Here is a 22,623-nt window from a genome sequence, read left to right as displayed (position 1 = left end):
AGCTGGGAGTACCTAAACCTATTGATCAACATCCTCGCCTATAATCTATCCTTTCACAGCCCAGTTGCCAACTGTCTCTGTTAGGCGAAAGCATTAATATTTGGGATGAGTTTCATGTTGTAAAAAATAGGTGGCATATAGATGGCTTGGCATTCAGATCTTCACAAACGTAAACCCACTGGCGGCAGGAGTCGTCCCTGGAGGGGTAAGAGAAAATTCGAACAAGGCGGCCCACCTACACAGACTAAGCTTGGAGACCCTTCCCTAGTAATTCGAAGGGCTAGAGGAGGGGGCGCCAAGTTACGTCTCCTGTCATCTTACATGGCTCAAGTCTCGGACAGAGTGGCAGGAATCACTAGAAAGGCTAAGATATTGAGGGTGATTAAAAACCCATCGAACGCCGAGTACGACAGAAGAGGAGTTATAACTAAAGGGGCACTAATCGAGACAGAGCTTGGAACCGCGAAGGTAACCTCTCGTCCAGGGCAGCATGGAGTCATAAACGCAATTCTCGTGGAGGCAGGAAGAAAGACGCAAAGTTAACCACGTCTTTAATCGGGATGTATTTGAGAAAATATAATGACCGGGTAATTGTCTGGCCTGTCTATTTTGACATCTCAAAAACTACATCCGCTGGAAGGAGGCTTCCAAAAAAGCTGGCAGTCGAGTCTCCACGTATAGAAGAGATAAAGGAGCTGGCCGCCTTGTTAGGTTTAAACCCGCAGCCTAAACCTGACGCCCGCTACCCTCGATCGTGGTGGCAGGGGTGTGGCTACTTGCTTGTGGACAAGCGTCAGTCTAAACGCGAGACCTTAAAGATTCTAGCCGCCAAACTAGTTGAGTTGAGGAGGAGTGGCAGAGACCTTCGAGAAAAGTTTAAATCTTGACTCAAAGTTAGTTTGATTATCTCGCTAAAAAGGGAGTCGATGGGCTCCAGATAAGGAGTCGACGGCTTGGAACGATTGGGAAAAGTTCTTCACATCTCCCCAACTACGGGTAACTTGATAGTTAAGGCAAAAACAGTCTTCCAAGTTGGCGTTAAAGTTTTCGATAACAAGCTTCGTGAGGTCGGCGTCATCTTCGACGTCTTAGGGCCGGTAGTCTCACCTTACGTTGCTATCAAACCTTCACATTCTAGTCCTGAAAAATTTGTTAATCAAGTTTTATATCTTCTCGAGAAAAAGAGGTAGGGAACACGTCATGCAAGGTAAAGTAGCAGCGGCTACAACCTCCTCTATTAAGCAGAGGAGGAAGATTTGCCCCGAGTGTGGTGGAGATAGGCTGATGAATGATTACGATCAGGGCGAACTTGTATGTATGGACTGTGGCTTCGTGATAGATGACAAGATCACGGATACTGGCCCTGAGTGGAGAGCTTTCGACGACGAGCAGAGGGCTAAGAGGGCTAGGGTGGGGGCGCCTCTAACGTATACCATCCATGATAAGGGTCTCTCAACTCTAATCGATTGGCACAATCAAGATACTTGCGGGAAGGGTCTCAACCCAGTACAGATGAGCCAAGTATTTATGCTTAGGAAGTGGCACAGGAGGATACGCGTTGCTGACGCGTCAGAGAAGAATCTCGCCTTTGCCCTATCCGAGATGAATAAGATTGCCACAGCGCTGAACCTTCCTAAGAGCATTCTTGAGACAGCCGCAGTACTATACCGCAGAGCTGTCAAGAAAAGGCTGATTCGAGGAAGGTCCATTCAAGGCATCGCGGCGGCTGCCATATACATGTCTTGTAGGAAGTGTGCTATACCACGCACCTTAGATGAGCTAACCAGGGTCATATGCGTCAGCAAGAAAGAGATATGTCGGTGTTACAGATTTCTCGCGAGAGAGTTGGAGGAATTCATCCCTCCAGCTCTTCCCTTAAAATATGCCTCCAAGTTTTCTAATCAGCTGTTTGTATCCGGCAAGGCGACCATGGTGGCCGCCTCAATTCTTGAGAGTGCAAGTAACCTCCGCATAACGAGCGGTCGAGGGCCAACGGGCATAGCTGCCGCTGCAACTTACATTGCGTCAGTCCTAGCAGGTGATAGGAAGACCCAGAGGGAGATTGCCGAGATTGCAAATGTAACTGAAGTGACTATAAGAAACCGCTACCGAGAGCTCATGGATAAGTTGGATATAAAGGTAAGAATTTGAGTTTTGTGCGGGCTGTCGTAGTTTTAGGATTTCGCCTTCCTCTAAGGTAGTGGAAGGTCTCCGAGAAATTTATATGTCATTATATGACAAACTTATTACGAACATGGCACCACTTCAAACTCTCAATATTATTGGCAGGGTAACAATGTCTTCTAAGGTGCGTTGTGGGAAAGATTGATGGGTGCTCTCGCTATGTCACGAAGGGATAGAGACCTAGAGTATAAGGTTCTTCAGATCATCAAGGAGCATGGCGAGGAGGGCATCCTGCAGAGTTTGCTCTGGAAGAAGATTAACGCCAGTAGCAGGGAAGGGTCACGTGTCTCGCTTAGACTCGAGAAGGCCCACCTCATAGATAGGAAAAGAGAGCTCCACGACGGTAAATGGACTTATAAGTTGATAGCAAAGAAACGCTCAGTCAAGGCAGATTCCATACTAGACCAAGTTTGCACTTTTTGCAGTGAACAGGAACGTTGTGGAGTAGGAGGTGCCGTATCTCCGATCACTTGTGATAAGCTGACCCGGTGGCTCTTTGAGAAGTCTGGAGTAGCTCAGCATTGAAGGAGGTGGTGTCGGTAGGAAGGTGGTTTGAGGAACGGAAGAGAGACTACTTCTACAGGAAGGCCAAAGAGGAAGGGTACCCCAGCCGCGCAGCCTACAAGTTGATCCAAGCAAACAGGCGGTTTAGATTTTTAAAGCGGGGTGACGTAGTCGTAGACCTAGGTTGTGCTCCAGGCGGCTGGCTCCAAGTGTCAGCCAAAATAATCGGACCTGACGGTGTTGCGCTAGGGGTTGATGTTAGAGGTATCGACCAGAAACTGATGAGTCGGGGGGTCGTCTTCATGGAAGGTGACATACTAGATCCTGAACTGCCAGAAAAGATAACGGACAGGTTGGGGCGAAGGCCTGATGTCATACTCTGTGACGCTTCCCCAAACGTCTCAGGCGTCTGGGAGGTTGACCACGCCCGGCAGATTCACTTGGCGAGAGCGGCACTTAGCATCGCCAAGTTAACTCTTAAAGAGAGTGGGCGCTTCTTTGTGAAAGTGTTTGATGGTCCTCTCTTGAAGGAATATATTGGAGAAGTTAAACAACACTTCCGAGACTTAAGGCTCCTCAAGCCTGAGGCCAGCAGGGCGAAGAGCTCCGAACTCTACCTTTTGGGGTTAGGCTTCAGGGGTTGCGGAGATCTTCAGCTACGTGTTACATGTCCTCCCGACCTGCAAGATTCTACATGAAAATTTATATCCAGTGTTAATCTGTCGTCTGTTTTGTTTCCTTGGTGTCAATTAATTCTTTGCGTATAAAAATATCGGCGCACACCAGATCTACCTCGAAACGTAAGGAGACCGCGGAAAGTCTTAATTCTTACAGGCTTTCTGTAAACTGTGGGGGGTCGACCTGGGTCAGCTTCTAAGATTTTTTGGTAAGGATTGTGAGGCGGATGGCGGATGTAGCTCTGAAGGTGTTCCACACCAGGAGCTTAGCATGTCGGTGACCGTCAAAAAAATTGAGGCTCTCGTAGAGCAATTAACGAAAGAGATTAATCACCCCCTGCGCTACGCTGTGGACACTCATGGCATATCTGTCTTCGTCCACGGAGTAGAGGGGCATATAATGAGGGTATATCATGCGAAGACGAAGATTGAGTTATGGTTTCTCTTAGGCCACCGAGGGAGGGCGTTGGGGCACTTGGGGATCTTTCCAGCACAGTGGAAAGGGTGGTATACCATGGATATAACAGACGATACGAAGCTTGGCGCTATAAAGTCGCTGTTGATGGAGGCAGTCCTGTTTAGTAAAGAATGTTCATGTAAAATTTAGATGCTGGATATGGCAAGGTTTCTAATTATCTGCTCGCCTTCGCTCGGCCCCCTAACGTAAAGGATATCGCCTCCTTTAATCGCTGTTGCGCTGGTGGGGCCGCACACCCATTCTTCCCCCCTCTTAATGCATATCACCCGCATACCACTTAGTTCTTGAAGTTTTACTTCGCCGAGCGTCTTCCCGTCCAACTGGGAGCCTGGCTCAATCTTCACTCTCCTAACTGTTTCGCTCGATGAGTCAAAGATTGACCGGATCACTGGGTGGGTTGGCAACCCCCTTAGCACAACATCAGATATGGTAGAGGCGGCGTCAATTATGTCCTTAACATGATCTCCAGTTCTAACCAAGCTCCAGAGTTTCTCAGGAGTTTGCACTACTTTGGCTAACTTTAACGTAGTCTCCTCAAAATCAATATAGACATTCTCAAGCTTCTGGTGGAGCTCCATGACATCCTCCGCTAGATCCCTATCATTAAAAAGGAGGGCTGTGTAAGCTAGGTCTAACTGAAGTTCCGATCTGTCCATCAGCTCTGAGAAGAGGTTTCTAGCCCTCTGGGAGAGTTCAGTCTCTTCAGTCAATTAAGCTCAACCTGCCGCAATCTCCTTCAACCTTTCAACACCAACATTCTCTCCTCTAGCTATAATTATGTCATCAGGAAGGATTCTATCTACGCTTGCAGGTTGAGTGATCCATTTCTCACCCCGCCGCACTGCGACTATGTCCACTCCAAGCTTCATTCTTATACTCTTGCTACTCATAGACTTCTTACATAGGATCGAGTTGGTTGCGGCTCGAACTGCTACAAATGGTTCATCTATCTGTTTCAGTCCCTCTAGGAGGATTGGGTGAGGTTCCACACCCTTAAGAATGGGGTAAACTATTTCTCCAGCAGCGTTGGATACTCTGTCTGTCGCCAACGCCACTGTCAAGATTGATTGTAAGGCTTCAGCATCTTCAATATCCCTGGCAGCGAGCATAATTATTTTCTGTAGTTGGTTGAGTAGTCCGTCGATATTTTTTTCTAAGGTAAGCACCTCCTCCGCTAGACTCCTATCGCGAAGGATCAATGTTGCGTAGGAGAGGTCAACTATCAGTGTTGTGTTATTCCTTATCTCGACCAATAACTCCTTGATCGATGTAGGTTTATACTCTTCCCTTCCAGGGGACATAACACTCTTCTACCTTCAATGTAGATAGAGGTTCTTGGTTTTTAATTTTTCTACCAATCAAAAGGTTGGTTAAACCAAGGAGAAAGATTTTACCGAAAATATCAGGATAAGGGTACCAGCCATATCTCCCAAGGTGCTGGTGAAGGGGGCGGTAAAGTTGTCAGGGTTTAATCCCTTGGAGAAGCTCAAATAGGCGACTATTATACCAACTATGCACATGGCGATCGTGGCTGTTAAACCGGCAGTCAAAAACGCCCCGAAGACCAGAGTGGCGTCGATTAAGATGAATAGGAAATACCTCGTAGCTAGGATAACTATCACAGCTAGCAGGGTGAATCCTGATAATGCTACCGCAGATATAGCCAACAAGTCGAAGGCTAAAAGGCGGCGTGGCCTGAAATGTCTATCAATCGTCCCTATGAATAGACGGGAAGTTAACCTAGAACTGAAAACTGTAGCTAGGACTCCAGCCATATTGATAAACGCGGGTATTACCAGTAGTACAAAAGGGGCATCCTCAACGATGAGGTAGGTGGCATCCTCTAGAGTTCTACCCGTGACCAAGGAAAACAGCACTAAGAATAGTAGGATGGGTAAACTTTCACGAATAATCACCGACCCCCGATACATTTTCTCATATTCACGTCTCCTTTTCAGACCTCTCACCTAACCCACCAGCTGAATGATCGGGCTCAGGTAAAGTACTAACTTGACAGCTAAGATGAGGAAGACTATCGTCAATATGTCTCCAATTACAGATAGAACTGGTGCTGTGACATTGTCTGGGTCTAACCCTCTGTAAGCAGCATAGACTGCGACGAATGCGGCTAAGAAGGCTTGAGTTACAGCTGAGAGTGCCGCGGTCAGGAAGGCTAATAGAATTAGGGTGAGCAGGTTTACTACGAGTACCCCAACTACGAGCGACCATAGATAGACTCCCACGCTTAGAACTCCTGATACTACCAGGCTTAACGCTATCGAAGATTCAACGTTACTCCTAAGGATGTTATTGTAGCCTTTATCCCAGCTTACAAGCCCTATGTGAATCGCTGAACCTAGCCTCTGGGCGAGGGAAGTTGCCACATTTCCCCTCAGCTCCATCAGTCCCGGTAGAAGGAATAGAAGCCCTGGCAGCAGCTCGAAGAAACCGCGAATGTCTAACAAGAAGGCTCCAGCAGCTATTTCCGCCAGAGTCGTGAGTAGGATGAAGGGTGTGACCTCCATGTACGTATGCACCATGGACCTCAGCTGGGTTCGCGTTGGCATCTCCAGTTTGCTCCCCAGCGGCGTTAGCAAGTAAGCTCTAGCATCAAGTATTTATGGGTTGATATGAAGTTTGAGTCTCGCTGAGCCTCTGCCTAAACTCGCCTAAAGTTACGGTGCTAGATGAGAAATCTGCTTTGCTGTCGCAAGCTTCGGAGCTGTGGCTGGCTGATATAAAAGTTCTACGGCAGTAACTGGAGAACCTGCGTATTGGAGGCCGAGCTGTTAGTGTTTTTATACGTCAATTACCCTTCTGGCGCTGATTCCAGAATCGTTTTGAAGTGTTTAATACTCTCCCTGATAAATTCTTCAGTAACCGGCCCTAAGGGTGTGGGCGATTTAAATATTCTGGTAGGTATTCTAAGTTTCCCGAAGTCGAAGCCTTCCCTACACTTAAAGTTATACTTCGACCTAAGTATTTCTGCTCCAATCTTCACTAGATCCTCGCAGCTTAACTGATAACCCAACAAGTTGTAAGCCCTTGCGACTATCTCGGGCGTGTATACTCCTCTCCCGAAGTAACAGACCACTAAACTGGAGAGAATCTGCCTCCACTTCTCTTCAGCGATGAGGGCTTCAGCCACACCTTCAGGAGTCGGGTGTTTACCAGCTTTCGCAAATTTCTCGTCCACGCTATATCCAGCCCCATCCAGGTGACTGTGTCGGGCTCCTACCAAGTAGCCTACATAGGCTGCAGGCCCCGTATGGTAGCCTGGCATCTCATTACCCCCAAACGCTAACGCGAACTCTTCACCTCCATACTTCGAAGAGGCGTAGTCAACCCCACGAGCCAGCGCAGTGTAGAACTCAGTTGGTTGGCCTACAATGTTCTTTACCGCGTTGAGGTATACGCCGTAGTCTCCCCATTGCAACTTAAGCCCAGCTGTCTCTCTTTCTGTGATTAATCCTCTCTGTTGCATCTCTGTAGCCCAAGCGAGGGAGACGCCTGTACTCATAGCGTCAAGGCCTAGGGTCTCCACCTCTTCTATCAGTTTGAGGATTCCTTCACAAGTTCCAACCCCCAACATGGCACCTAACGAGTAGATCAACTCATAGTCGTATGAGATCATCTTGGTCTTGTAGAAGTAGGGCTCGGTCTCGTAGGGAATCCTGAAGGCTGCTATGTGAATACAGCTTACAGGGCAGTGAGCGCATGCCACCCTCCGACCGAGGTATCTCTCAGCGAAGGTCTCACCGGAGATTCCATCAGCACACTCGAAGTCGCTCTTAGCAAGGTTCTGGGTTGGGAGTGCTCTCATCTCGTTGAGTGGGAGGATGTTCATCGAGGTGCCTAACTCGTGATACTTCTTCATTAGGGGCGAGGTTACTAGGGCATTAAAAACTTCATCATAGAGAACTCTGTACTGTCTGGGGTCTTTGAACTTGAAACTGCGTCTCCCGGATATCACGAGTGCCTTCAACTTCTTACTCCCAAAAACTGCGCCTAACCCCAACCTGCCAAAGTGTCTATAAGTCTCCGTTACCACGCAAGCGTATGAGACCATCCTTTCCCCAGCCTGTCCTATACGCATGATAGTGCGTATCCCAGGTTTGGGCTCACGCTCTCGGATCACACGCCCTGTAGCACTGCTTCCCATGCCCCATAGAACTGAGGCATCCTTGAAACTAACCTCATCCATATGAACACTCAGGTAGATAGGCGTCTCACTCCTACCCTTGATTACCAGTGCACCGTAACCTGCCATCCTCAAAGCTACAGCACTCCGGCCGCCCCCATGGCTCTCTCCAAGATTTCCAGTTAAAGGAGATTTGAACATCGCTACCATCTTAGAAGCGATAGGGAAAACTCCGTTCAACTGGCCCACCGCGAAGATGATGGGGTTCTCCGGCCCAAGTGGGTTCACGCTAGGGGGGCACTCTTTGTGGAGGAGTTCTATTGCGGCGCCGGTTCCACCTAGACGCTCTTTGAAGAGTTCGGGTTGCTCCTCAACCCACGACCTCCGCCTAGTCAGGTCAATATACAATACTCTCGAGATAGGATCGCCCTCAATCATCTTCTATCCTCTCCCTCACCTACAGGTTGAAGTTTTATCACACCGTAAGCGCAATAGCCGACACAATATCCACAGTAAACGCAGATGGCAGGCTTGTTTACCTCCTCATCCCAGAACACTGCGCCTACAGTGCAGGCATCTACACAGTTCTTGCACATTATGCACTTGCTCGGTATGAGAGTTACACCCCCAGGCTTTCTGAATACGAGCGCGTCGGTTGGGCAGACTTTCATGCAAGGCGGCTCTGAGCATGCCTTACAAACTGTAACCACGAAGCCTCTTTCAAACCCTCCAGCGGATTTTATATGTATTGTAGATCTTGAGAGACCGGCCTCCGCGAAGCGGCGTGTGCAGGCGAACATGCAACACTGACAGCCGACGCAGAGATCATAGTCCACAACCACCAACCTGTTGGCTTTCAGAATTAACACCTAACTCAAAGTAGTTCATCACACCTCTTTAGGTTTCCGCTACGACTTGATACTCGGCAGTGGTTTCTTCATGATTCAAGGTTAGTTCACGTCATAGTTCCCTCGGGTTGGTGCGCCAAGATTATAAGTTACACCTAGTGTAAAGTGTTCTGTGGCGAAGCCACGGTTTCAGGTTGGAAGATAGTTAGACTCATGGTTGAGGATGTGTATGCGGCTTATAGTAGGTATCACTGGCGCTAGTGGGGTTGTCTATGGGGTAAGGCTCCTCCAAGTTCTAAGGGAGCTGGGGGTTGAGACCCATCTGGTCGTAAGCAAGGCGGCTGAGAAACTCATCAAATATGAGGTTGAGCTAAGCTTGGACGCTGTTAAAAGTTTAGCCTCAAAATGCTATGCCCCTGACGATCTGATGGCCCCGATCACGAGTGGAAGCTATGTGGTCGAAGGCGCCGTAGTCGCCCCCTGCAGTATGAAGACTCTAGCAGGTATTGCCTGCGGGTATAGTGATAACCTCCTCCTACGCGCGGTCGAAGTCTCGTTGAAAGAGCGTCGCAGGGTTGTTATCGTAGTCAGAGAGATGCCTTTCAGCCTCATTCACCTCGAGAATATGGTGAGGGTGGCGAGGGCTGGAGGCACCCTCATGGCTGCTTCCCCAGCCTTCTACCACAAACCTAAGTCGCTGAGCGATGCAGTTGACCATGTTGTGGGCAAGGTTCTAGACTTGTTCCACATAGAGCACAGCCTATATAGAAGGTGGGAAGGCGGTACGTAGCTGCAAATTAGTGTTTTATGGTTACTTGCAATGAGTATATTAGCGAGTTTGAGGTATCTCCTGAGTCCGCTTAATTCGTAGGGCAATGATGTATCTTCGACCAAAATCGCCAAGCATCTTTAACGCCAATGTTATCCCCTGTATAGTCGCCCATGTCTATAGCATAAACATATGAACCTGCAAACTTTCGAATAGAAGCCCTTAAAAGGTGGAAGAGTCTAGCTGAAGCCCAAATAGTAAGGTCTTATATACTTCAATGGTAAGGATTTGGAAGATTAGGGTGGTGTATGATGGCTAAATGTCCGAAGTGTGGAGCTGAAGTTTCAACGCCCATCAAGGAGTGGGACGTAATCCCTAAAGGAAAGAAAGGACCAAAACTACATGTGCAGTTATTTGAGCACTGCGGAAAGAAGTTTCGTTTAGCTCATAAAGTCGATTAACAAATGTTCTCCTCCTCCCGCAGAGGAAAACTCTCTTTTTATTTCCAACATATACGAAGTGATACACATTCTCAAGGCGAAGGTAAATTTAAGCGTCACCTATTGGCGAGTTTGGCTTGTAGCGTTTGAGAATCAAGCGGCACCTAGACACTTTACAGGAGTTGGTTTGGGGTTGCCATCCGCTAGAGTTATCTTCTGACTGGTGGTTACCTAAAAAATTGCAACAGGTTTAATTTATGTACACATAGCAAGAGCAGAGTGGATATTTTCTTCAGTCTAAGAGGTTGGTTCATTAAAAAGAAAAAGGAAGGATTCTATTTTATCTGGACCCTATGTTTCTTTGGTTCGGGTGTCGGAGTCTTCTTGGGTACTTCGATCTCTAGAAGGCCATTTTTCAGAGTAGCTTCAGCCTTCTCCGGTACAACCTCTTCCGGTAAGGTGATGCAACGGTACAGCCTCGAGTAATTTCGCTCTCGGCTGACAACTTTCTTCCCTTTCCTCTCCTCTTCCTCGGTTGCTGCTTCAGCGTTGACCTCTATACTATTATTGGTTGCGTGGATCTCAATCTTGTCTTTCGGTATTCCAGGTACCTCTAACCGCATCCTGTAAGCTGTGCCTTCATCTATTAGGTCGCAGCATGGTTCCCTAATCTCGTTAAGCGGCGGAGCTAGGGGAGCTGCCCAAGGCGAGAATAGATCTATGAAGCCACGCCTGAACTCGTCGAAGAATCTGTCCACCTCTTCCCAGAAGCTGGGTAATGATGGCCGTATTGTGGGATGTAGCATCCGTCTTGTGGTTGTCTTTGCTGGTAGGGTGGTGCCTGGCTCCTTAGGTTTCACTTCTTCGGGCATATCTATCTATCCCCCATTTAGTTAGTAACATAAAGTTACCAATGAATAAAATAAACAACCCGTATATAACTTTTTCTCCACTCAGAAGTGAAGGTTAATACAGCGAGCCTCTACATGTCTCACTAAGTTTAAACTACTGCGTTTTTAAAGTCGCCTTTTCTGACAATCACATATTTAGGGTAGAGACCGCCTTTAGTCTGTTTTATCAAACCTATGGCGAGCAATCTACGGCATCTCTCCACAACATCTGCCGCTTCAACCGGCCGCCCTTTAAGCTCAACGATTGAAATAGTTATCTCGCGGGCGCTCCTCTCTATCCCATCCCCCAACACGGCTAGTATAGTCTCATCAAGCTCGTCTAGTACAGGTTTTTCAGCCTGAGCCTTGGCCTGAAACCTTTCCTCTTCAGGCATTGTTTGAATAGGTAACTCCTTCGGCATTATGGAGAAGTGTTCATGCACGATTCTCCACTCTCCTCCCTCCTCTAAGAGGAACATAGATACCCGCGATTGAACATTGAACCTACTTCCCCTTATAGCACCCTCATAGTCTAGATAGAAGGAAGCCCAAGCACATCCGCCGTGGACCTCTATCCTGAGATCTCTCATTTTATAATTGTAGCTCGACAGAACCTTCAACGCGGCCTCCTCCTCTTTCAAAGCCTCAGATCCTTCTTGGAGCTTCGGTGTCCAGTCGTCGAACTTTGTATAGAATCCAACCTTAACAGTCGAGGCTATCATGGAGGGATCCCTCAGCCTAATACCCTCTATCCGGCGGCGGATGACCTCTCCAACCAGAGCTTTTTCCGCATCCAAGGCGAGATACCTAAACATTCTTAAGCCTTTCAAACCAATAACCCTTTCTCAACTGGCAGTCCTAGAGATCCGAGCCTCTCAGTGGGAGAGAGAAAAGGTGCTGAAAGTGAGACGTGGCGCCCTGGCCGGGATTTGAACCCGGGTCGTGCGGGCGACAGCCGCGCATACTAGACCGGACTATACTACCAGGGCCCGGAAAAGAGGTTAAGCCTCCTCAATTATTAGCTTTTCTCTCTCAAGGCGCGCTTGAGGAGGCTCTCTAGATATTCGATGCGGCTTTTAACATCCATGAGTCGCTGCTGAGTAAGCTCAATCTGTTCTCTAGCTCTCCAACGCTCCTCCCTCAGAGCCTTAACTTTACTTAGGACGGTGGCGTGCCACTCTATTGGTGCATGTTTATGTTGCATCGGGGTGGGTTCAGATAGTTGCTCCATTGCAAGTGTCAACCTCGTCGAAATCCTCCCCAAGTCCTCTTCCGATTCTTTTAGGCATATTTCGAGTTCCTTGATTAGGCTTAGAAGATCTGATAGGCGTTCTCGAACCTGATCTAGAGTGAGGCTGGCGTATTCGCCTGCGAAGTATGGACAACCAAGCTCGTCGGCTTTATTCACATCTACTCCCCACGTATCTACTTAGCTTTTGCTTTATTAAGACGTAGCAAATTAGCTCGCCTCAATGCTTGTCGTTACTACCTCTATAGCTCCGGCTACTGTGACATTATGCATGTTTACAGTATTGTGAAGCTTTTCACTGTGTAGCACCGAGTGGAAGTTCTGGAATTGATTGGTTAAACCTGAACTAGTTTCTCTGGTATAAGTTCTAGCGTCAGATATAACATCAAGTAATCTCTAACATGCCTCGTAATGAGGAAGTTCCTCTTTACATACTCCCTACCCACCTCACCCATCTCCCTAGCCTTCTGCGGATGTTTCAGAAGAAATCGTGCACGCTCTGCGGCCTCTCCTATACTGTTAACTAGGAAGCCATTGACACCATTAATTATCTGTAAAGGAATCCCGCCGGCGCTTCCGCCAATTACAGGCTTCCCTTTCCAGAGGGCTTCGCTTACAGTAAGGGCGAAACCTTCCTTCAAAGATTTTTGGAGGACGACACTTGAAGCCCGTTGTAGAGCATTAATCTCCAAGTCGGCGCCTGCGGGAAGGAGGAGTATGTGAGCGTCTCTATCACCCTTCACAAGCTTTTGGACATTTCGGAATACTTCCTGGCCTTCAGGATCATCCGCCGCTAACCCCCCAGCAAGTATGAGCTGACAGTCGATTCCCCGTTTGCCCAGCTGTGTAGCATCTAACAGCTCCCCACCTCTGATCAGCCGTTGGATGTCGATGACAGCATCTGGTCTCTTAACTTGCTGGTATACTTTAACTACTCCTTCAGGGTCTTTTAGGTGGTCGAACCTACCTATTTGGCAGATTACGGGCTTCTCATGGTTAATGTGAAACTTTTCCAGAACCATGCCCACCGTCTCTGACGGTATCTCGCGGTTCTTCTCGCTTAGGGGGTCAATTGAAGGGGGGATTATGAACTGCCTTATTAGGAGGTCTTTCTTAGCGAACTTCTCTACGTGGAACACTGCCGCATCGTATTGAGATATGAAATGTTTCAAAAATTCCCAGACTCTCGGATTGGGGGTTGAGACGTCTATGTGACACCGCCAGATCCACTTTCCCCGTCTTTTTGGGAAGTGTTCAATGAGGGCGGCAGGTTGCAAGTCATGTATTACCACAAAGTCCGCATCGTCTAGATCTAAGAGCTTAGCATTCTCTTCGTTGTTTCGAATGTAAGACTCTAACATCTTATTGGTGATCGCAACACGCATCCCGTGGAGTGCGTTGTGAAAGCTTTTTGTAACATGAAAAAATTCTTCATCTCCCGTGATAACCTGCCATTCAGCCTCCATACCGCTCTCATTTAATAGGGGGATGAGCCTTTGTAGTATCTCCGCGACCCCTCCACCAACTCTTGTTGAGTTGATGTGGATAACCTTTCTACCACGCAGTCTCTCGCCCAGAGACATAATTTCCTCTATGACTTTGGCGCCGACGATCCCCTCATAATCTTTGAGAGTCACTGCTCTCGCCCTCCAGCAACCGGTCACTTCTCCACTCAAATGTAGCTAAAACTTTGGAGAAATTAACTCCTTGATCTCTGCAGCTAACTTTTGAGCGTCACCAAGGCTTAAATGTACCTCAAGCAGACGGTATCCCCCATGAAACTTCGATTTGATGATCAACCTAGCCAACTCGCGCCCTCCAGGCGGGGTAGGAATCACCTCCACCGAGACATCCACGATGTCTGGTAATGGGATTATGGGGTGATGAGCCCATCTAAGCAATGTTAGCAGAGCTCCATATATTGTCTCATTGTTCTTTGTCAGTTCCTTTAGGCTTTCTATGGATGAAGGTTTAATGTAAATCGCCAAGTAGTCTTTCCTCAACTCGACAATTTCATGATCAGCCTCAAATACGGTAGGATACTCGCTCACGAAGCTCACCATAACTTAAACACGATTAAATCTTGCCAAGTTTATTAATGGTTATCCTGATTATTTAATTAAAAATTGTGCCCATGCGGCGCCACCTGACCGGCGATGAGCTACTATGGGCAAAGAATGGCGTCCAGCGCGAAGAATTGTAAAGAGCATATGCGGAGCAGTCACACAAATCTTATCACTACTCGGTATATTAATAGTTGGTTATGCGCTTCTGCCACTCATAAATTTCGCCTTTAAAATATTCATCCCGGGAACAGAGATCGGCATAGGCATGGTAGTGTTTGTGATCTTCGCGGCGGTCTTCTCGTTCGCAGCTTTCAGGTTTATAGGCTCAGTTCTGGCTCGCATCGGTCTCACACCGGATAAGCTGGCTAGATTTATGCCGGGCACATTTCCAAGTCACGTTGGCTTGTTAAGAAAACTTATTCTTCAGTTCTATCTTGTAGTAATAATCCTAATAGCTTACTGGGTAGCGTCACCAATCCTTAACCTAATCCCCGGCTTGGGGCTTGTTATTACCGCTACTCTGCAAACGGTTGTGGGTGCTATAGTCGTTCTTTTCTTTTGGGGAGTCGGAAGATTAGCCTATAGGGAGTTGGAGGTCGCTATAGGTAGGATAGTCTGGGGTTCAGAGGCGAAGCAGTTGCCACTCGGCAAGGTTGGCGAAAAGGCTCTGAAAGTGGTTATATCCTTTTTAGTTTTGATTGGGGTGCTCGTCCTCAGTTACACTTTCATGCCCTTGCTAGAATTCTCTTCCAACATTTTAATCCCAGTCTTTGGAATTTCTTTAAGCCTCGTAATCTCTATAATTATCCTTGGAGTACTTAGCTTAATTGCGGTTCGGTTCATTACCAGTGCCATTGCTCTCCTTGGTTTTCCCCTTGAAACCTTAACTGGACTGATGCCCAGCTTAGCGTCACCAAATGCGCGCAGCCTTCTACATAGGATTTTCCTCGACCTCTCCTTCATCATCTTGGCCTTAATAGTCTACTGGGTTGCCTATCAGCTCATAGTCTTAATCCCAGGCATCGGTGCTGCTCTAGCTGCAGCATCACAGATCGTTGTAGCCGCCATTATAGTGCTGCTCTTTTGGGACATCGGTAGAACGCTGTACAACAAACTGGAAGAGGCGGCAAGCAGAATTTCCATCTAAAAACCTAAACAACCAGTTGACGCACGGTTTACTAATCTAGCCCTGAAACCGGCGCATGGCTCTGTAAGCTCTACACAAAATATCGCTTTCAAGGCTCATCTCAAGCAGCCTGGATTGTAGCCATTCTAACTCCAATTCGTTTATGGAAGGCTTCTCTAAGCTTAACCTAAACCTTGATATTGAGCAAATGGAGACAGCTGGGTCTCTCAAAATCTAATAGAAATAGGCCAGCCTTGCTTCGTCTGTTTGGAATCAAACAGTATGCTTGTTCTCAGCCCTAATGGTAGCCGTGTTTCTTCTGTAGGAGGAAAGATAAATTTATCTCGAAGGCGGCTACAGGGTTTGGTATCTTGAAGTTTGTGAGGACTTTGGGGTGAACCTCACCCAGTATTGCGACCTCCTCCCCTCCGACCGTGATGGCGGCGGTTCGCCCTTTTATGAAGCTTTTATGGTCTTTACCATCAATGCTCCAACCTTCCACGTTTAGATATCGGAGTACGCCGTATACCGTCGACTGAATCATCTCATAGCTAACCTTATAATCGCAAACGATACCCGCAAGCCGAAGATCGTTCCTCGCTCTAGTCTCTTCCGTTGGATCCCTGATTACCACGTTCCCACACTCAAAGACCTTCTGGGGGTAGTCTACATGTGTGTTACAGGAGAGAAACTCGAGGAGGCATGGAAGAAGCCACCGCCGCATAACCGAATGTTCGCGAGTCGTCGGATTTGCAACCGCTACTAGTTCCGCGCAATCCAACCCCATCATAGCTACCTGGCTCTCCCTGCTAGTTAACACGTAACTAGTAATCTCCTGGAAGCCGTAACCTACCATTACATCTCTAACCGACCGGGTTAGTTTGCTCTCCTTTAGAGTCCGCCCAAACGTTAAGGTAGCCGGCATCTCTGGTTTGACACGGTCGTAACCATAACCTATTATTATGTCCTCCACAAGGTCGACTGGGTGGATTATGTCGCATCTGTAAGGCGGTATAATCAGCTGGAGGCTCTCCCTGCTTTTAACTCCCACGCCATACCGCATCTTATTAGCTATGGCTTCTAATGTTTTAATGTTTAGAGTTAGCCCTGAGACTCTCTCCACGTAGTCCAGCTTCAACTCCATTTTTCGAGGTTTGAGTGAAGCGGTGTACACCATGTGCTCTGGATACTCAACTTTTACACTTTCTATAACGGCTCCTCTCTCCCCGAGGCTCGTTGCCACGATGTTCACTACGTCGTTGACGATCTCATCGCTGAGCCCAGTCACATCAACGAATAGATTCCGGCTTTGAGTGGTCAATTTTGTGTCCTCGCTGTTTATGATTGGCGGCATGGAGAGTACGGTGCCTTCCGCATCTCTAAGCAGAGGGTAGCGTGGGAGCCTCTCCAGTAATATCCCGTATTCAACCCCCTTCTGAGTCTCCCTGAGAATCTCCTGAGCAGTCATACTCCTTGTCTCCTCAAGTGGCGTGAACCTTATCTTGCAAGGAGGTAACGCCCCGTAGTTCATAGGAGGCGTAACCTTATCCAGATCGTAGATGCCTATCGAGCCTTTCCGACGTTTCCTGCAGATCGTTTCATGAAGTTTCTCCTGGAGCAAGAGTATATCTTTAAGGGAACTATCAGTTAACTTTAGATTACGGATGACTGCGCAGGCGATGTAAGGCCGGATTCCATCGACGCTTCTGTCGACTTTCACCACCACCCTACCTTTCCTCCAGCGGTAGGATGGGTAACCTTTCTCCAATCCCAAGAAGCCCTTCAAGGCTCGGGCAATACCCTCAACTGAGAACATATCAGGCCTGTCAGCATTAACCTCGAGAGTCACCTTCCCTCCTTCCACAGATTTAACCTCGCATTTGATTAGTGGAAGGGCATAGGTGAGACGGTTAAGGGGGATATCTCTCCCAAGTAACTCGTGCAAATCTACAAGGTCAAATTCAACAGTTGGCATATTTACCGCATCCTCAAGAGGTCAAGTCTCTTCGAGTATAACTCTCGTATGTCGCTAATTCCGAGTTTCGCCATGGCTAGACGGTCAATGCCAATTCCCCAAGCGAGAACAGGATGCTTAATACCGAGGGGGCTGAGCACCTCCGGCCTGAACATACCGGCTCCGACGAATTCCACCCAACCGAGGATGGGATGTTTGACGAATGACTCGACGCTGGGCTCGGTGAAAGGGAAGTAGCCAGGTCTGAAAATGACTTCGCCTAACTCTAATGCTTCAGCGAACTCTCGAAGGAAGCCGATTAGGTGGCGGAAGTTTAGGCCTTTATCCATGACTATTCCTTCACACTGGGAGAACTCCATCGAGTGTTTGGCGTCGAGAACATCGGGTCTGTATACCTTAGATATGCAGAACATCTTTACCGGGGGGTCCTTATGTTGGTATAGGTATCTCGCTGATACGGCGGTGGTTTGAGTTCTCAGTATAAGTCTACTTGCAACATCTCTGCTCCACTTGTATCGCCAACCTCGAGATCCCGTATTCCAGCCATTTTCGTGAACTCGCCTAACCCTGTCCACTAGGGTGTCGTCTGGTAGAGACCCACGGGTGGGCTCCTCGATAAGGTAGCTATCATGAATCTCCCGCGCTGGGTGATCCTGTGCTTGGAATAAGACGTCGAAGTTCCAGAACTCTGTCTCTACATACGGGCCTTCAGCTTCCTCAAAGCCCATCGAGACGAGTAGCAGCCGGACTTCTTCTAGAAACTCTAGGTAGAAATGTTTCCTTCCAGGATAGAGTGGAGGTGGGGGGGCCTTCACATCGTACTCTCGAAGTTTCACTTCTCTCCATCGACCTGAGGTTAATAACTCGCTGGTTAATGCGGTTATTTCTATTCCAGAACTTGCGCCCTCTTTGACCCGAGCCCAGCCGGCTTCAGTCAGCTTAGTCATTCTCAAGACTGCGGGTTTCTCTTCGAGGAGTTTCCTTCTCCTCAATGCTCTGGCTGTCTCAATTTGCTCGGAATTAAGCTCGGTCGAAGCAATCTGCATTCGCTCTTCAACAAGGCGGAGTAGTGACTCCTCCATGCTAACTGGCGGTGATTCTGTGACTTTTATTACGACTGTATCCCCCTTCCGCTCCAAGCTACACAGCCCCTTCTTTATAAGCCAACCTAGAGCAATGCTTGCCTCTTCACTGCTCAAACCAGCTCTCTCAGCTGCAGCCGCCAATGTGGCAGATCCCCCAAGTTCAATGGTAGCCTTGGCCAATCTCCTCTCTGGAAGACCCTTAGCAATGTCAGTCCGCCCTTCATCAGTCAACTTAAAGAAACTTACAGGCTGCTCTGTTACTTCTACAAGGTTATCTTTTTCTAAGGCGAGGATTGACCGCATGACTGCCGAGTGGTTTAACCCTGACCTTTTGCAGACCTCCTCAACAGACCCTTGACCGCTAGACTCCGCTAGAGCCTTCAGAACTTCAAACTCTAAATCTCTCATCTCAGCCATGGACCTTATCAGCCTCCACCCAACTTGCAGGTAACTGCTTCTATGAGCCATCCCATTATGAGAATTAAAGATTTCACAATGTAGCCTCAGCCTTGAGGCTTCGCTCGTTTATCTTTACCGATAACTCCAGCCTCGGCGAGATGAACGAGTGAGCGTATTGTAGCCTCGCCTGTAACCTTACCTTGGTTCTCAACAGTCCTCTCCCACCTCAACCTCGTCATGCCGCTCCTCGAGTTATAGACAATACCGACGATGTTATACGCCTTTACAAACTCGACATCTCTGATCTTGCTGATGGTTACTTTGTCCTCAGCCTCCACATATATGACTCCCATTTCCCCAGCCCGCTCTGGGAAGACTGACTCGTCATCGATGAGTTCGTCCGGCATAAAGCTCTTACAGCAACTAAGTATGATAAACCGCCGGAAAGCCTCTAGCGGGCAGTGGGTATTTATGGAGACCATGAGCGGCAGTTCCCTATTACTAATATGAGATAACTATCAAACTTAAACTGAGCGCTGGGTAGCAGTTTAGGGAAAAGCTCTTATCAACTATCAGCCCCAACCTATTGCTACAACAGTTTGGGGTATTAAGGCTATGACTGGCGAAGGAGAGGGCGGAATGGTTGTAACCCCTTGGAGGGTATCTGGGGAGATAGATTATGATAGACTAATAAACCAGTTCGGTACGCAGCCTATCACTACGGAGCTACTTGAACGAATAAAGAAGTTCTCTGGGGAGTTGCATCTACAACTGAGGCGAAAAATCTTCTTCTCCCACAGAGATTTAGACTGGATCCTGAACCTCTACGAGAGAGGTGAACAATTTGTCCTTTATACTGGACGGGGGCCGTCCGGTCCAGTCCACCTAGGCCATATCGTACCGTGGCTCTTCACTCGACACCTCCAAAACGTCTTCAAGGCGAAACTTTACTTCCAGATGACAGACGACGAGAAGTTTCTCATCCATCAGGGGCTTTCGATTAAGGATGTGTGGGGCTTCACCTACGATAACGCGTTGGATGTTGTAGCCGTCGGGTTCGATCAAGCTAAGACTAAGATTATCTCTAACATCAAGAACATTAGCGCCCTATATGATATATCTTTAAGAGTTGCCAAACATGTGACCCTCTCCACAGCGAAGGCAACCTTCGGCTTCGATGACAGCTCCAATATCGGAATTATCTACTTTCCCGCCTTACAGGCAGCCCCAGCCTTCCTTGAGTCAGCTATCACTGGGCGAAACGTCCCCTGCCTTATTCCTGCGGCGATAGATCAGGATCCCTACTGGCGTATCACTCGAGATGTTGCTCCCAAGCTTGGCTACTACAAGCCAGCCCAGATTCACTCTCGCTTCCTGCCGGGGCTTGGGAGAGAGGGAAAGATGTCTACCTCTCAACCCGAGACTTGCATATTCACGGTGGACCCCCCGGAAGTGGCCGTGAAAAAAGTTATGAACGCTTTCACTGGTGGTAGGCCAACCGTGGAAGAACAACGAAAACTTGGGGGCGACCCCGAGATCTGTCCTGTATACCATTACTTCCTATTCCTATTCGAAGAGGACGACGCTAAACTCGCTGAGCTTTGGGAGAATTGTCGTACAGGTAAGCTCCTTTGTGGAGAATGTAAAGAGATTCTAGCCGGTAGAGTGTCAAAGTTCCTCCGAGACCACCAGGCTAACAGGGAGAGAGCGAAGGATGTTGTGGATGGTTTCTTTTTGGAAGATGCCTACTTGCGAAAGAAGTTTTACTGAGGTGATAGGGTCTTACCTTCTCTGTCGATCTCCCCAGCTCTGATCCTAGTAGCGGATATTGGTTTACCGTCCTCAGCCATGACTTCCTCTACCACTATAATTTCTAGCTCCTTCATCAGGCGTTGCCTACGAAGTTCGTTTATCCTCAATGCGCCTGGGTAGCTCTCAGGGCTGACAACTATGGCTTCCAAGTCCAGCGTATCCGCAGCTGTACCTTCCCTACTATCAATCGGGATGATGTGAGCTCTGGAAGCTACCCCCTTCCGCCGCAGAAGATTCAGCAAGGCTTCCTTCCTTGCCTCATACGAGGCAACTGTGTGTGTGGTATGTAGCTCCCTTGCCAACCTGTCGGTGGTCAAACCTATAATGACTTCTTCACCTTTGAGGAAAGCCTCCTCTAGGAGCTTCCGGTGGCCTTTATGGAGGGAGTCGAAAGTTCCCCCGACCGCAATTCTCCTAAACTTGTTCACCATGGAATACTGTTCATCACCAACCTAGGCGTTCCTAGCAATTTCTATGCCATCTACCTTATAACTCAAGTATAATTAATCATTAACCCGCGTGATGAGCGTTGATCATGTGGACTGCTGAGGAGTTAGAGAAGCTTAGAAAAGCCGGGAAGATCGCTTCGGAAGTTCGCTCCTACGCGGAAAGGTGCGTGAGGGAGGGAGTTAGGATCTTAGACATCTGTGAAAGCCTAGAAGAGGAGATTCGCCGCAGAGGTGCAAAGCCAGCCTTCCCCTGCAACATCGGTATCGATTGGGTTGGTGCACATTATACTTCACCTCTTGGAGATACCTCATGTATCCCCCCGAACTCTTTGGTTAAGGTAGATATAGGAGCTCACATTGATGGTTACATAAGTGACACGGCTATATCCATCTGCTTAAATCCCGAATACATGGTATTGAAGCAGGCTACCGAAGAGGCACTTAGGGCGGCACTAAAGGTTATCAAACCCGGCATGAAGACTTCGGAGGTTGGCGCGGTTATACAGAATACAATTCAGAAATACGGCCTCAAGGTTATACGAAACCTTACAGGCCATGGGATCTCCCGTTACATAATTCATACAGGCAAAGTTCTGCCCAACGTGGGAATGCCCATCGGGCCCAGACTTGAGGAGGGAGAGATTTACGGGGTGGAACCCTTCGCCACCACCCAAAAAGGGGGAGGGCTTGTTTTTGAGGACAAGTCCGTGCACATCTATAGGGTCATCAAAGAGAAGCAGCCAAAGGGTGAGAGTGCGAGGGGCATACTCCAGTATATCAGGGAAAACTATCGTACACTGCCATTCGCTAAGCGATGGATCTTCAAGGCTTTCCCTAGAGAAGATACCAACGCCGCCTTTGAGGAGCTGGTTGAAGGAAGATTCATACGAGGTTACCCAGTTCTTGTAGAGTCCAAGAGGGAGCCTATAGCTCAATCAGAGCATACAATCCTAGTGACACGGGACGGCTGCGAAGTCCTAACCTTTTAGGGCATTTTTTCAGGATAGTTAGAATAAAAAAATCGAATAGAATAAAAACTCTTAAGAGATGGCGTCTTTCAGGTTTCATCAAATAGTCTGGGAGGCATTAAATACCCCTCTAAAAACTCGCGTTTTTTGAGGTATTACTCCCTCTTTTTGGTGTGGCCTCTCTCTTCAGAGTAGATTGCCTCAATAATTGAGGGCCCTCCGCAGCTAGGACAAGTACCCGACGGTTTGGGCACGTAATCTCCTATTTGAAAGTTTCTTACGCTTTTGAAGGCGCAGGAGGTGCATTGGATTAGGGTGAGAGTAACCCGTGTGGGTGGAGTACTGAATATGCTGGTGGTGCGCGTTGCCATGATGATTATGAACGCAACACCGAAGGAGCCCATGATGAGGTATGTTATAGCGTTCGCAGTCTGGCCGCCAATGTAAGCGTCTATGCCGCGAGCTAGGAGAAAGGCTGAAGATATTCCAATTAGAACGAGGAGGAGCGTAGCGTATGGAAAGCCTCCTTCTGACTCAGTGTTTTGACTCACCTTTTGTCACTC

General features: G+C 48.1%; 28 protein-coding genes and 1 tRNA gene. 12 read left to right on the top strand and 17 right to left on the bottom strand.

Translation table 11 applies throughout. The annotated features are described in order from the left end of the window. Nucleotides 1-141 precede the first annotated feature (141 nt). The 7 genes from QXJ75_04730 to QXJ75_04700 all read left to right on the top strand — a co-directional run bounded on the left by QXJ75_04730 (nt 142) and on the right by QXJ75_04700 (nt 3,972). On the top strand, nt 142-543 hold the full coding sequence (locus QXJ75_04730) for a 30S ribosomal protein S8e (GenBank protein ID MEM3737370.1): 402 nt from the start codon (nt 142-144) through the stop codon (nt 541-543). Between the two features lie 17 nt (nt 544-560). After that, nucleotides 561-887 carry a signal recognition particle subunit SRP19/SEC65 family protein gene (locus tag QXJ75_04725; GenBank protein MEM3737369.1) on the top strand — a complete coding sequence of 109 codons (327 nt, stop codon included), beginning with the start codon at nt 561-563 and terminating at the stop codon, nt 885-887. A 66-nt stretch (nt 888-953) separates the two neighbouring features. After that, nucleotides 954-1,190 carry a Gar1/Naf1 family protein gene (locus QXJ75_04720; GenBank protein MEM3737368.1) on the top strand — a complete coding sequence of 79 codons (237 nt, stop codon included), beginning with the start codon at nt 954-956 and terminating at the stop codon, nt 1,188-1,190. 10 nt (nt 1,191-1,200) lie between these two features. Then, nucleotides 1,201-2,151 carry a transcription initiation factor IIB gene (locus tag QXJ75_04715; GenBank protein ID MEM3737367.1) on the top strand — a complete coding sequence of 317 codons (951 nt, stop codon included), beginning with the start codon at nt 1,201-1,203 and terminating at the stop codon, nt 2,149-2,151. Between the two features lie 162 nt (nt 2,152-2,313). Next, a complete protein-coding gene (locus tag QXJ75_04710) occupies nt 2,314-2,709 on the top strand; it encodes a transcriptional regulator (GenBank protein MEM3737366.1) in 396 nt (131 codons plus the stop codon). A gap of 8 nt (nt 2,710-2,717) precedes the next feature. Further along, nucleotides 2,718-3,386 (top strand): RlmE family RNA methyltransferase, encoded by a 669-nt coding sequence (locus QXJ75_04705; GenBank protein ID MEM3737365.1) that lies wholly within the window; start codon nt 2,718-2,720, stop codon nt 3,384-3,386. A gap of 250 nt (nt 3,387-3,636) precedes the next feature. Then, nucleotides 3,637-3,972, top strand: coding sequence for a hypothetical protein (locus QXJ75_04700; protein ID MEM3737364.1), 336 nt, complete (start codon nt 3,637-3,639; stop codon nt 3,970-3,972). On the opposite strand, the gene QXJ75_04695 is transcribed toward QXJ75_04700, so the two are convergent. The 6 genes from QXJ75_04695 to QXJ75_04670 all read right to left on the bottom strand — a co-directional run bounded on the left by QXJ75_04695 (nt 3,969) and on the right by QXJ75_04670 (nt 8,853). Then, nucleotides 3,969-4,553: a TrkA C-terminal domain-containing protein gene (locus QXJ75_04695; GenBank protein MEM3737363.1), complete on the bottom strand. Its 585-nt coding sequence runs from the start codon at nt 4,551-4,553 to the stop codon at nt 3,969-3,971. The genes QXJ75_04700 and QXJ75_04695 overlap by 4 nt on opposite strands. 6 nt (nt 4,554-4,559) lie before the next feature. Next, nucleotides 4,560-5,144 carry a TrkA C-terminal domain-containing protein gene (locus tag QXJ75_04690; GenBank protein MEM3737362.1) on the bottom strand — a complete coding sequence of 195 codons (585 nt, stop codon included), beginning with the start codon at nt 5,142-5,144 and terminating at the stop codon, nt 4,560-4,562. A gap of 69 nt (nt 5,145-5,213) precedes the next feature. Continuing rightward, nucleotides 5,214-5,708, bottom strand: a complete 495-nt coding sequence (locus QXJ75_04685) for a magnesium transporter (GenBank protein MEM3737361.1) — start codon at nt 5,706-5,708, stop codon at nt 5,214-5,216. Between the two features lie 102 nt (nt 5,709-5,810). Further along, nucleotides 5,811-6,410, bottom strand: a complete 600-nt coding sequence (locus QXJ75_04680) for a magnesium transporter (protein ID MEM3737360.1) — start codon at nt 6,408-6,410, stop codon at nt 5,811-5,813. A 242-nt stretch (nt 6,411-6,652) separates the two neighbouring features. Further along, a complete protein-coding gene (locus QXJ75_04675; GenBank protein MEM3737359.1) occupies nt 6,653-8,422 on the bottom strand; it encodes an aldehyde ferredoxin oxidoreductase family protein in 1,770 nt (589 codons plus the stop codon). Then, nucleotides 8,419-8,853: a 4Fe-4S binding protein gene (locus QXJ75_04670; GenBank protein MEM3737358.1), complete on the bottom strand. Its 435-nt coding sequence runs from the start codon at nt 8,851-8,853 to the stop codon at nt 8,419-8,421. Before QXJ75_04670 ends, QXJ75_04675 begins: the two co-directional genes overlap by 4 nt. A gap of 208 nt (nt 8,854-9,061) precedes the next feature. On the opposite strand from QXJ75_04670, the gene QXJ75_04665 reads away from it, so the two are divergent. Further along, nucleotides 9,062-9,622, top strand: coding sequence for a UbiX family flavin prenyltransferase (locus QXJ75_04665; protein MEM3737357.1), 561 nt, complete (start codon nt 9,062-9,064; stop codon nt 9,620-9,622). A 290-nt stretch (nt 9,623-9,912) separates the two neighbouring features. After that, on the top strand, nt 9,913-10,062 hold the full coding sequence (locus tag QXJ75_04660) for a chorismate-binding protein (GenBank protein ID MEM3737356.1): 150 nt from the start codon (nt 9,913-9,915) through the stop codon (nt 10,060-10,062). 314 nt (nt 10,063-10,376) lie between these two features. On the opposite strand, the gene QXJ75_04655 is transcribed toward QXJ75_04660, so the two are convergent. The 6 genes from QXJ75_04655 to QXJ75_04630 all read right to left on the bottom strand — a co-directional run bounded on the left by QXJ75_04655 (nt 10,377) and on the right by QXJ75_04630 (nt 14,243). Next, the gene (locus QXJ75_04655) at nt 10,377-10,913 is read right to left on the bottom strand and encodes an Hsp20/alpha crystallin family protein (GenBank protein MEM3737355.1); all 537 of its coding nucleotides are present in this window, start codon (nt 10,911-10,913) and stop codon (nt 10,377-10,379) included. Between the two features lie 128 nt (nt 10,914-11,041). Further along, nucleotides 11,042-11,761 carry a nuclear transport factor 2 family protein gene (locus QXJ75_04650; GenBank protein ID MEM3737354.1) on the bottom strand — a complete coding sequence of 240 codons (720 nt, stop codon included), beginning with the start codon at nt 11,759-11,761 and terminating at the stop codon, nt 11,042-11,044. An 81-nt stretch (nt 11,762-11,842) separates the two neighbouring features. Beyond that, nucleotides 11,843-11,920, bottom strand: a tRNA-Asp gene (locus tag QXJ75_04645). A gap of 29 nt (nt 11,921-11,949) precedes the next feature. Further along, nucleotides 11,950-12,339, bottom strand: a complete 390-nt coding sequence (locus tag QXJ75_04640; GenBank protein ID MEM3737353.1) for a hypothetical protein — start codon at nt 12,337-12,339, stop codon at nt 11,950-11,952. 176 nt (nt 12,340-12,515) lie between these two features. Then, complete coding sequence (locus QXJ75_04635) at nt 12,516-13,856, bottom strand: glycosyltransferase (GenBank protein MEM3737352.1); 1,341 nt, start codon at nt 13,854-13,856, stop codon at nt 12,516-12,518. Nucleotides 13,857-13,862: 6 nt separating this feature from the next. Then, nucleotides 13,863-14,243, bottom strand: a complete 381-nt coding sequence (locus tag QXJ75_04630) for a hypothetical protein (GenBank protein MEM3737351.1) — start codon at nt 14,241-14,243, stop codon at nt 13,863-13,865. 103 nt (nt 14,244-14,346) lie between these two features. Between QXJ75_04630 and QXJ75_04625 the strand changes: the two genes are divergently transcribed. Next, nucleotides 14,347-15,393 carry a hypothetical protein gene (locus QXJ75_04625; protein ID MEM3737350.1) on the top strand — a complete coding sequence of 349 codons (1,047 nt, stop codon included), beginning with the start codon at nt 14,347-14,349 and terminating at the stop codon, nt 15,391-15,393. Nucleotides 15,394-15,670: 277 nt separating this feature from the next. On the opposite strand, the gene pheT is transcribed toward QXJ75_04625, so the two are convergent. The 3 genes from pheT to QXJ75_04610 are packed head-to-tail and all read right to left on the bottom strand — an operon-like array spanning nt 15,671 to nt 19,238. Further along, nucleotides 15,671-17,347 carry a phenylalanine--tRNA ligase subunit beta gene (gene pheT / locus QXJ75_04620; protein ID MEM3737349.1) on the bottom strand — a complete coding sequence of 559 codons (1,677 nt, stop codon included), beginning with the start codon at nt 17,345-17,347 and terminating at the stop codon, nt 15,671-15,673. A gap of 2 nt (nt 17,348-17,349) precedes the next feature. Then, nucleotides 17,350-18,900: a phenylalanine--tRNA ligase subunit alpha gene (locus tag QXJ75_04615; GenBank protein ID MEM3737348.1), complete on the bottom strand. Its 1,551-nt coding sequence runs from the start codon at nt 18,898-18,900 to the stop codon at nt 17,350-17,352. Nucleotides 18,901-18,935: 35 nt separating this feature from the next. Then, nucleotides 18,936-19,238, bottom strand: a complete 303-nt coding sequence (locus QXJ75_04610) for a hypothetical protein (protein ID MEM3737347.1) — start codon at nt 19,236-19,238, stop codon at nt 18,936-18,938. A gap of 208 nt (nt 19,239-19,446) precedes the next feature. On the opposite strand from QXJ75_04610, the gene QXJ75_04605 reads away from it, so the two are divergent. Further along, entirely contained in the window at nt 19,447-20,601 is a 1,155-nt protein-coding gene (locus tag QXJ75_04605) for a tryptophan--tRNA ligase (protein MEM3737346.1), read from the top strand. On the opposite strand, the gene QXJ75_04600 is transcribed toward QXJ75_04605, so the two are convergent. Then, nucleotides 20,595-21,074: a pantetheine-phosphate adenylyltransferase gene (locus QXJ75_04600; GenBank protein MEM3737345.1), complete on the bottom strand. Its 480-nt coding sequence runs from the start codon at nt 21,072-21,074 to the stop codon at nt 20,595-20,597. The genes QXJ75_04605 and QXJ75_04600 overlap by 7 nt on opposite strands. Before the next feature lie 104 nt (nt 21,075-21,178). On the opposite strand from QXJ75_04600, the gene map reads away from it, so the two are divergent. Then, nucleotides 21,179-22,081, top strand: a complete 903-nt coding sequence (gene map, locus QXJ75_04595; GenBank protein MEM3737344.1) for a type II methionyl aminopeptidase — start codon at nt 21,179-21,181, stop codon at nt 22,079-22,081. Nucleotides 22,082-22,215: 134 nt separating this feature from the next. Here the strand turns inward: map and QXJ75_04590 are convergent, their stop codons facing one another. Beyond that, nucleotides 22,216-22,611 (bottom strand): hypothetical protein, encoded by a 396-nt coding sequence (locus tag QXJ75_04590; GenBank protein MEM3737343.1) that lies wholly within the window; start codon nt 22,609-22,611, stop codon nt 22,216-22,218. Nucleotides 22,612-22,623: the final 12 nt, after the last annotated feature.

It is taken from the genome of Candidatus Bathyarchaeia archaeon (genome assembly GCA_038883335.1).
Taxonomy (GTDB): Archaea; Thermoproteota; Bathyarchaeia; order Hecatellales; family Hecatellaceae; genus JAVZMI01.
The sequence above is the reverse complement of the archived record's forward strand: the minus strand, read 5'-3'. Positions and strand labels throughout refer to the sequence as shown.

What these genes read in the sequence shown, in the direction of transcription:
- QXJ75_04730 (MEM3737370.1), top strand. Translation starts at nt 142, where the DNA reads ATGGCTTGGCATTCAGATCTTCACAAACGTAAACCCACTGGCGGCAGG.
- QXJ75_04725 (MEM3737369.1), top strand. Translation starts at nt 561, where the DNA reads ATGTATTTGAGAAAATATAATGACCGGGTAATTGTCTGGCCTGTCTAT.
- QXJ75_04715 (MEM3737367.1), top strand. Translation starts at nt 1,201, where the DNA reads ATGCAAGGTAAAGTAGCAGCGGCTACAACCTCCTCTATTAAGCAGAGG.
- QXJ75_04700 (MEM3737364.1), top strand. Translation starts at nt 3,637, where the DNA reads ATGTCGGTGACCGTCAAAAAAATTGAGGCTCTCGTAGAGCAATTAACG.
- QXJ75_04690 (MEM3737362.1), bottom strand. Translation starts at nt 5,144, where the DNA reads ATGTCCCCTGGAAGGGAAGAGTATAAACCTACATCGATCAAGGAGTTA.
- QXJ75_04680 (MEM3737360.1), bottom strand. Translation starts at nt 6,410, where the DNA reads ATGCCAACGCGAACCCAGCTGAGGTCCATGGTGCATACGTACATGGAG.
- QXJ75_04675 (MEM3737359.1), bottom strand. Translation starts at nt 8,422, where the DNA reads ATGATTGAGGGCGATCCTATCTCGAGAGTATTGTATATTGACCTGACT.
- QXJ75_04665 (MEM3737357.1), top strand. Translation starts at nt 9,062, where the DNA reads ATGCGGCTTATAGTAGGTATCACTGGCGCTAGTGGGGTTGTCTATGGG.
- QXJ75_04660 (MEM3737356.1), top strand. Translation starts at nt 9,913, where the DNA reads ATGGCTAAATGTCCGAAGTGTGGAGCTGAAGTTTCAACGCCCATCAAG.
- QXJ75_04655 (MEM3737355.1), bottom strand. Translation starts at nt 10,913, where the DNA reads ATGCCCGAAGAAGTGAAACCTAAGGAGCCAGGCACCACCCTACCAGCA.
- QXJ75_04630 (MEM3737351.1), bottom strand. Translation starts at nt 14,243, where the DNA reads ATGGTGAGCTTCGTGAGCGAGTATCCTACCGTATTTGAGGCTGATCAT.
- QXJ75_04625 (MEM3737350.1), top strand. Translation starts at nt 14,347, where the DNA reads ATGGGCAAAGAATGGCGTCCAGCGCGAAGAATTGTAAAGAGCATATGC.
- pheT (MEM3737349.1), bottom strand. Translation starts at nt 17,347, where the DNA reads ATGCCAACTGTTGAATTTGACCTTGTAGATTTGCACGAGTTACTTGGG.
- QXJ75_04615 (MEM3737348.1), bottom strand. Translation starts at nt 18,900, where the DNA reads ATGGCTCATAGAAGCAGTTACCTGCAAGTTGGGTGGAGGCTGATAAGG.
- QXJ75_04610 (MEM3737347.1), bottom strand. Translation starts at nt 19,238, where the DNA reads ATGCCGGACGAACTCATCGATGACGAGTCAGTCTTCCCAGAGCGGGCT.
- QXJ75_04605 (MEM3737346.1), top strand. Translation starts at nt 19,447, where the DNA reads ATGACTGGCGAAGGAGAGGGCGGAATGGTTGTAACCCCTTGGAGGGTA.
- QXJ75_04600 (MEM3737345.1), bottom strand. Translation starts at nt 21,074, where the DNA reads ATGGTGAACAAGTTTAGGAGAATTGCGGTCGGGGGAACTTTCGACTCC.
- map (MEM3737344.1), top strand. Translation starts at nt 21,179, where the DNA reads ATGTGGACTGCTGAGGAGTTAGAGAAGCTTAGAAAAGCCGGGAAGATC.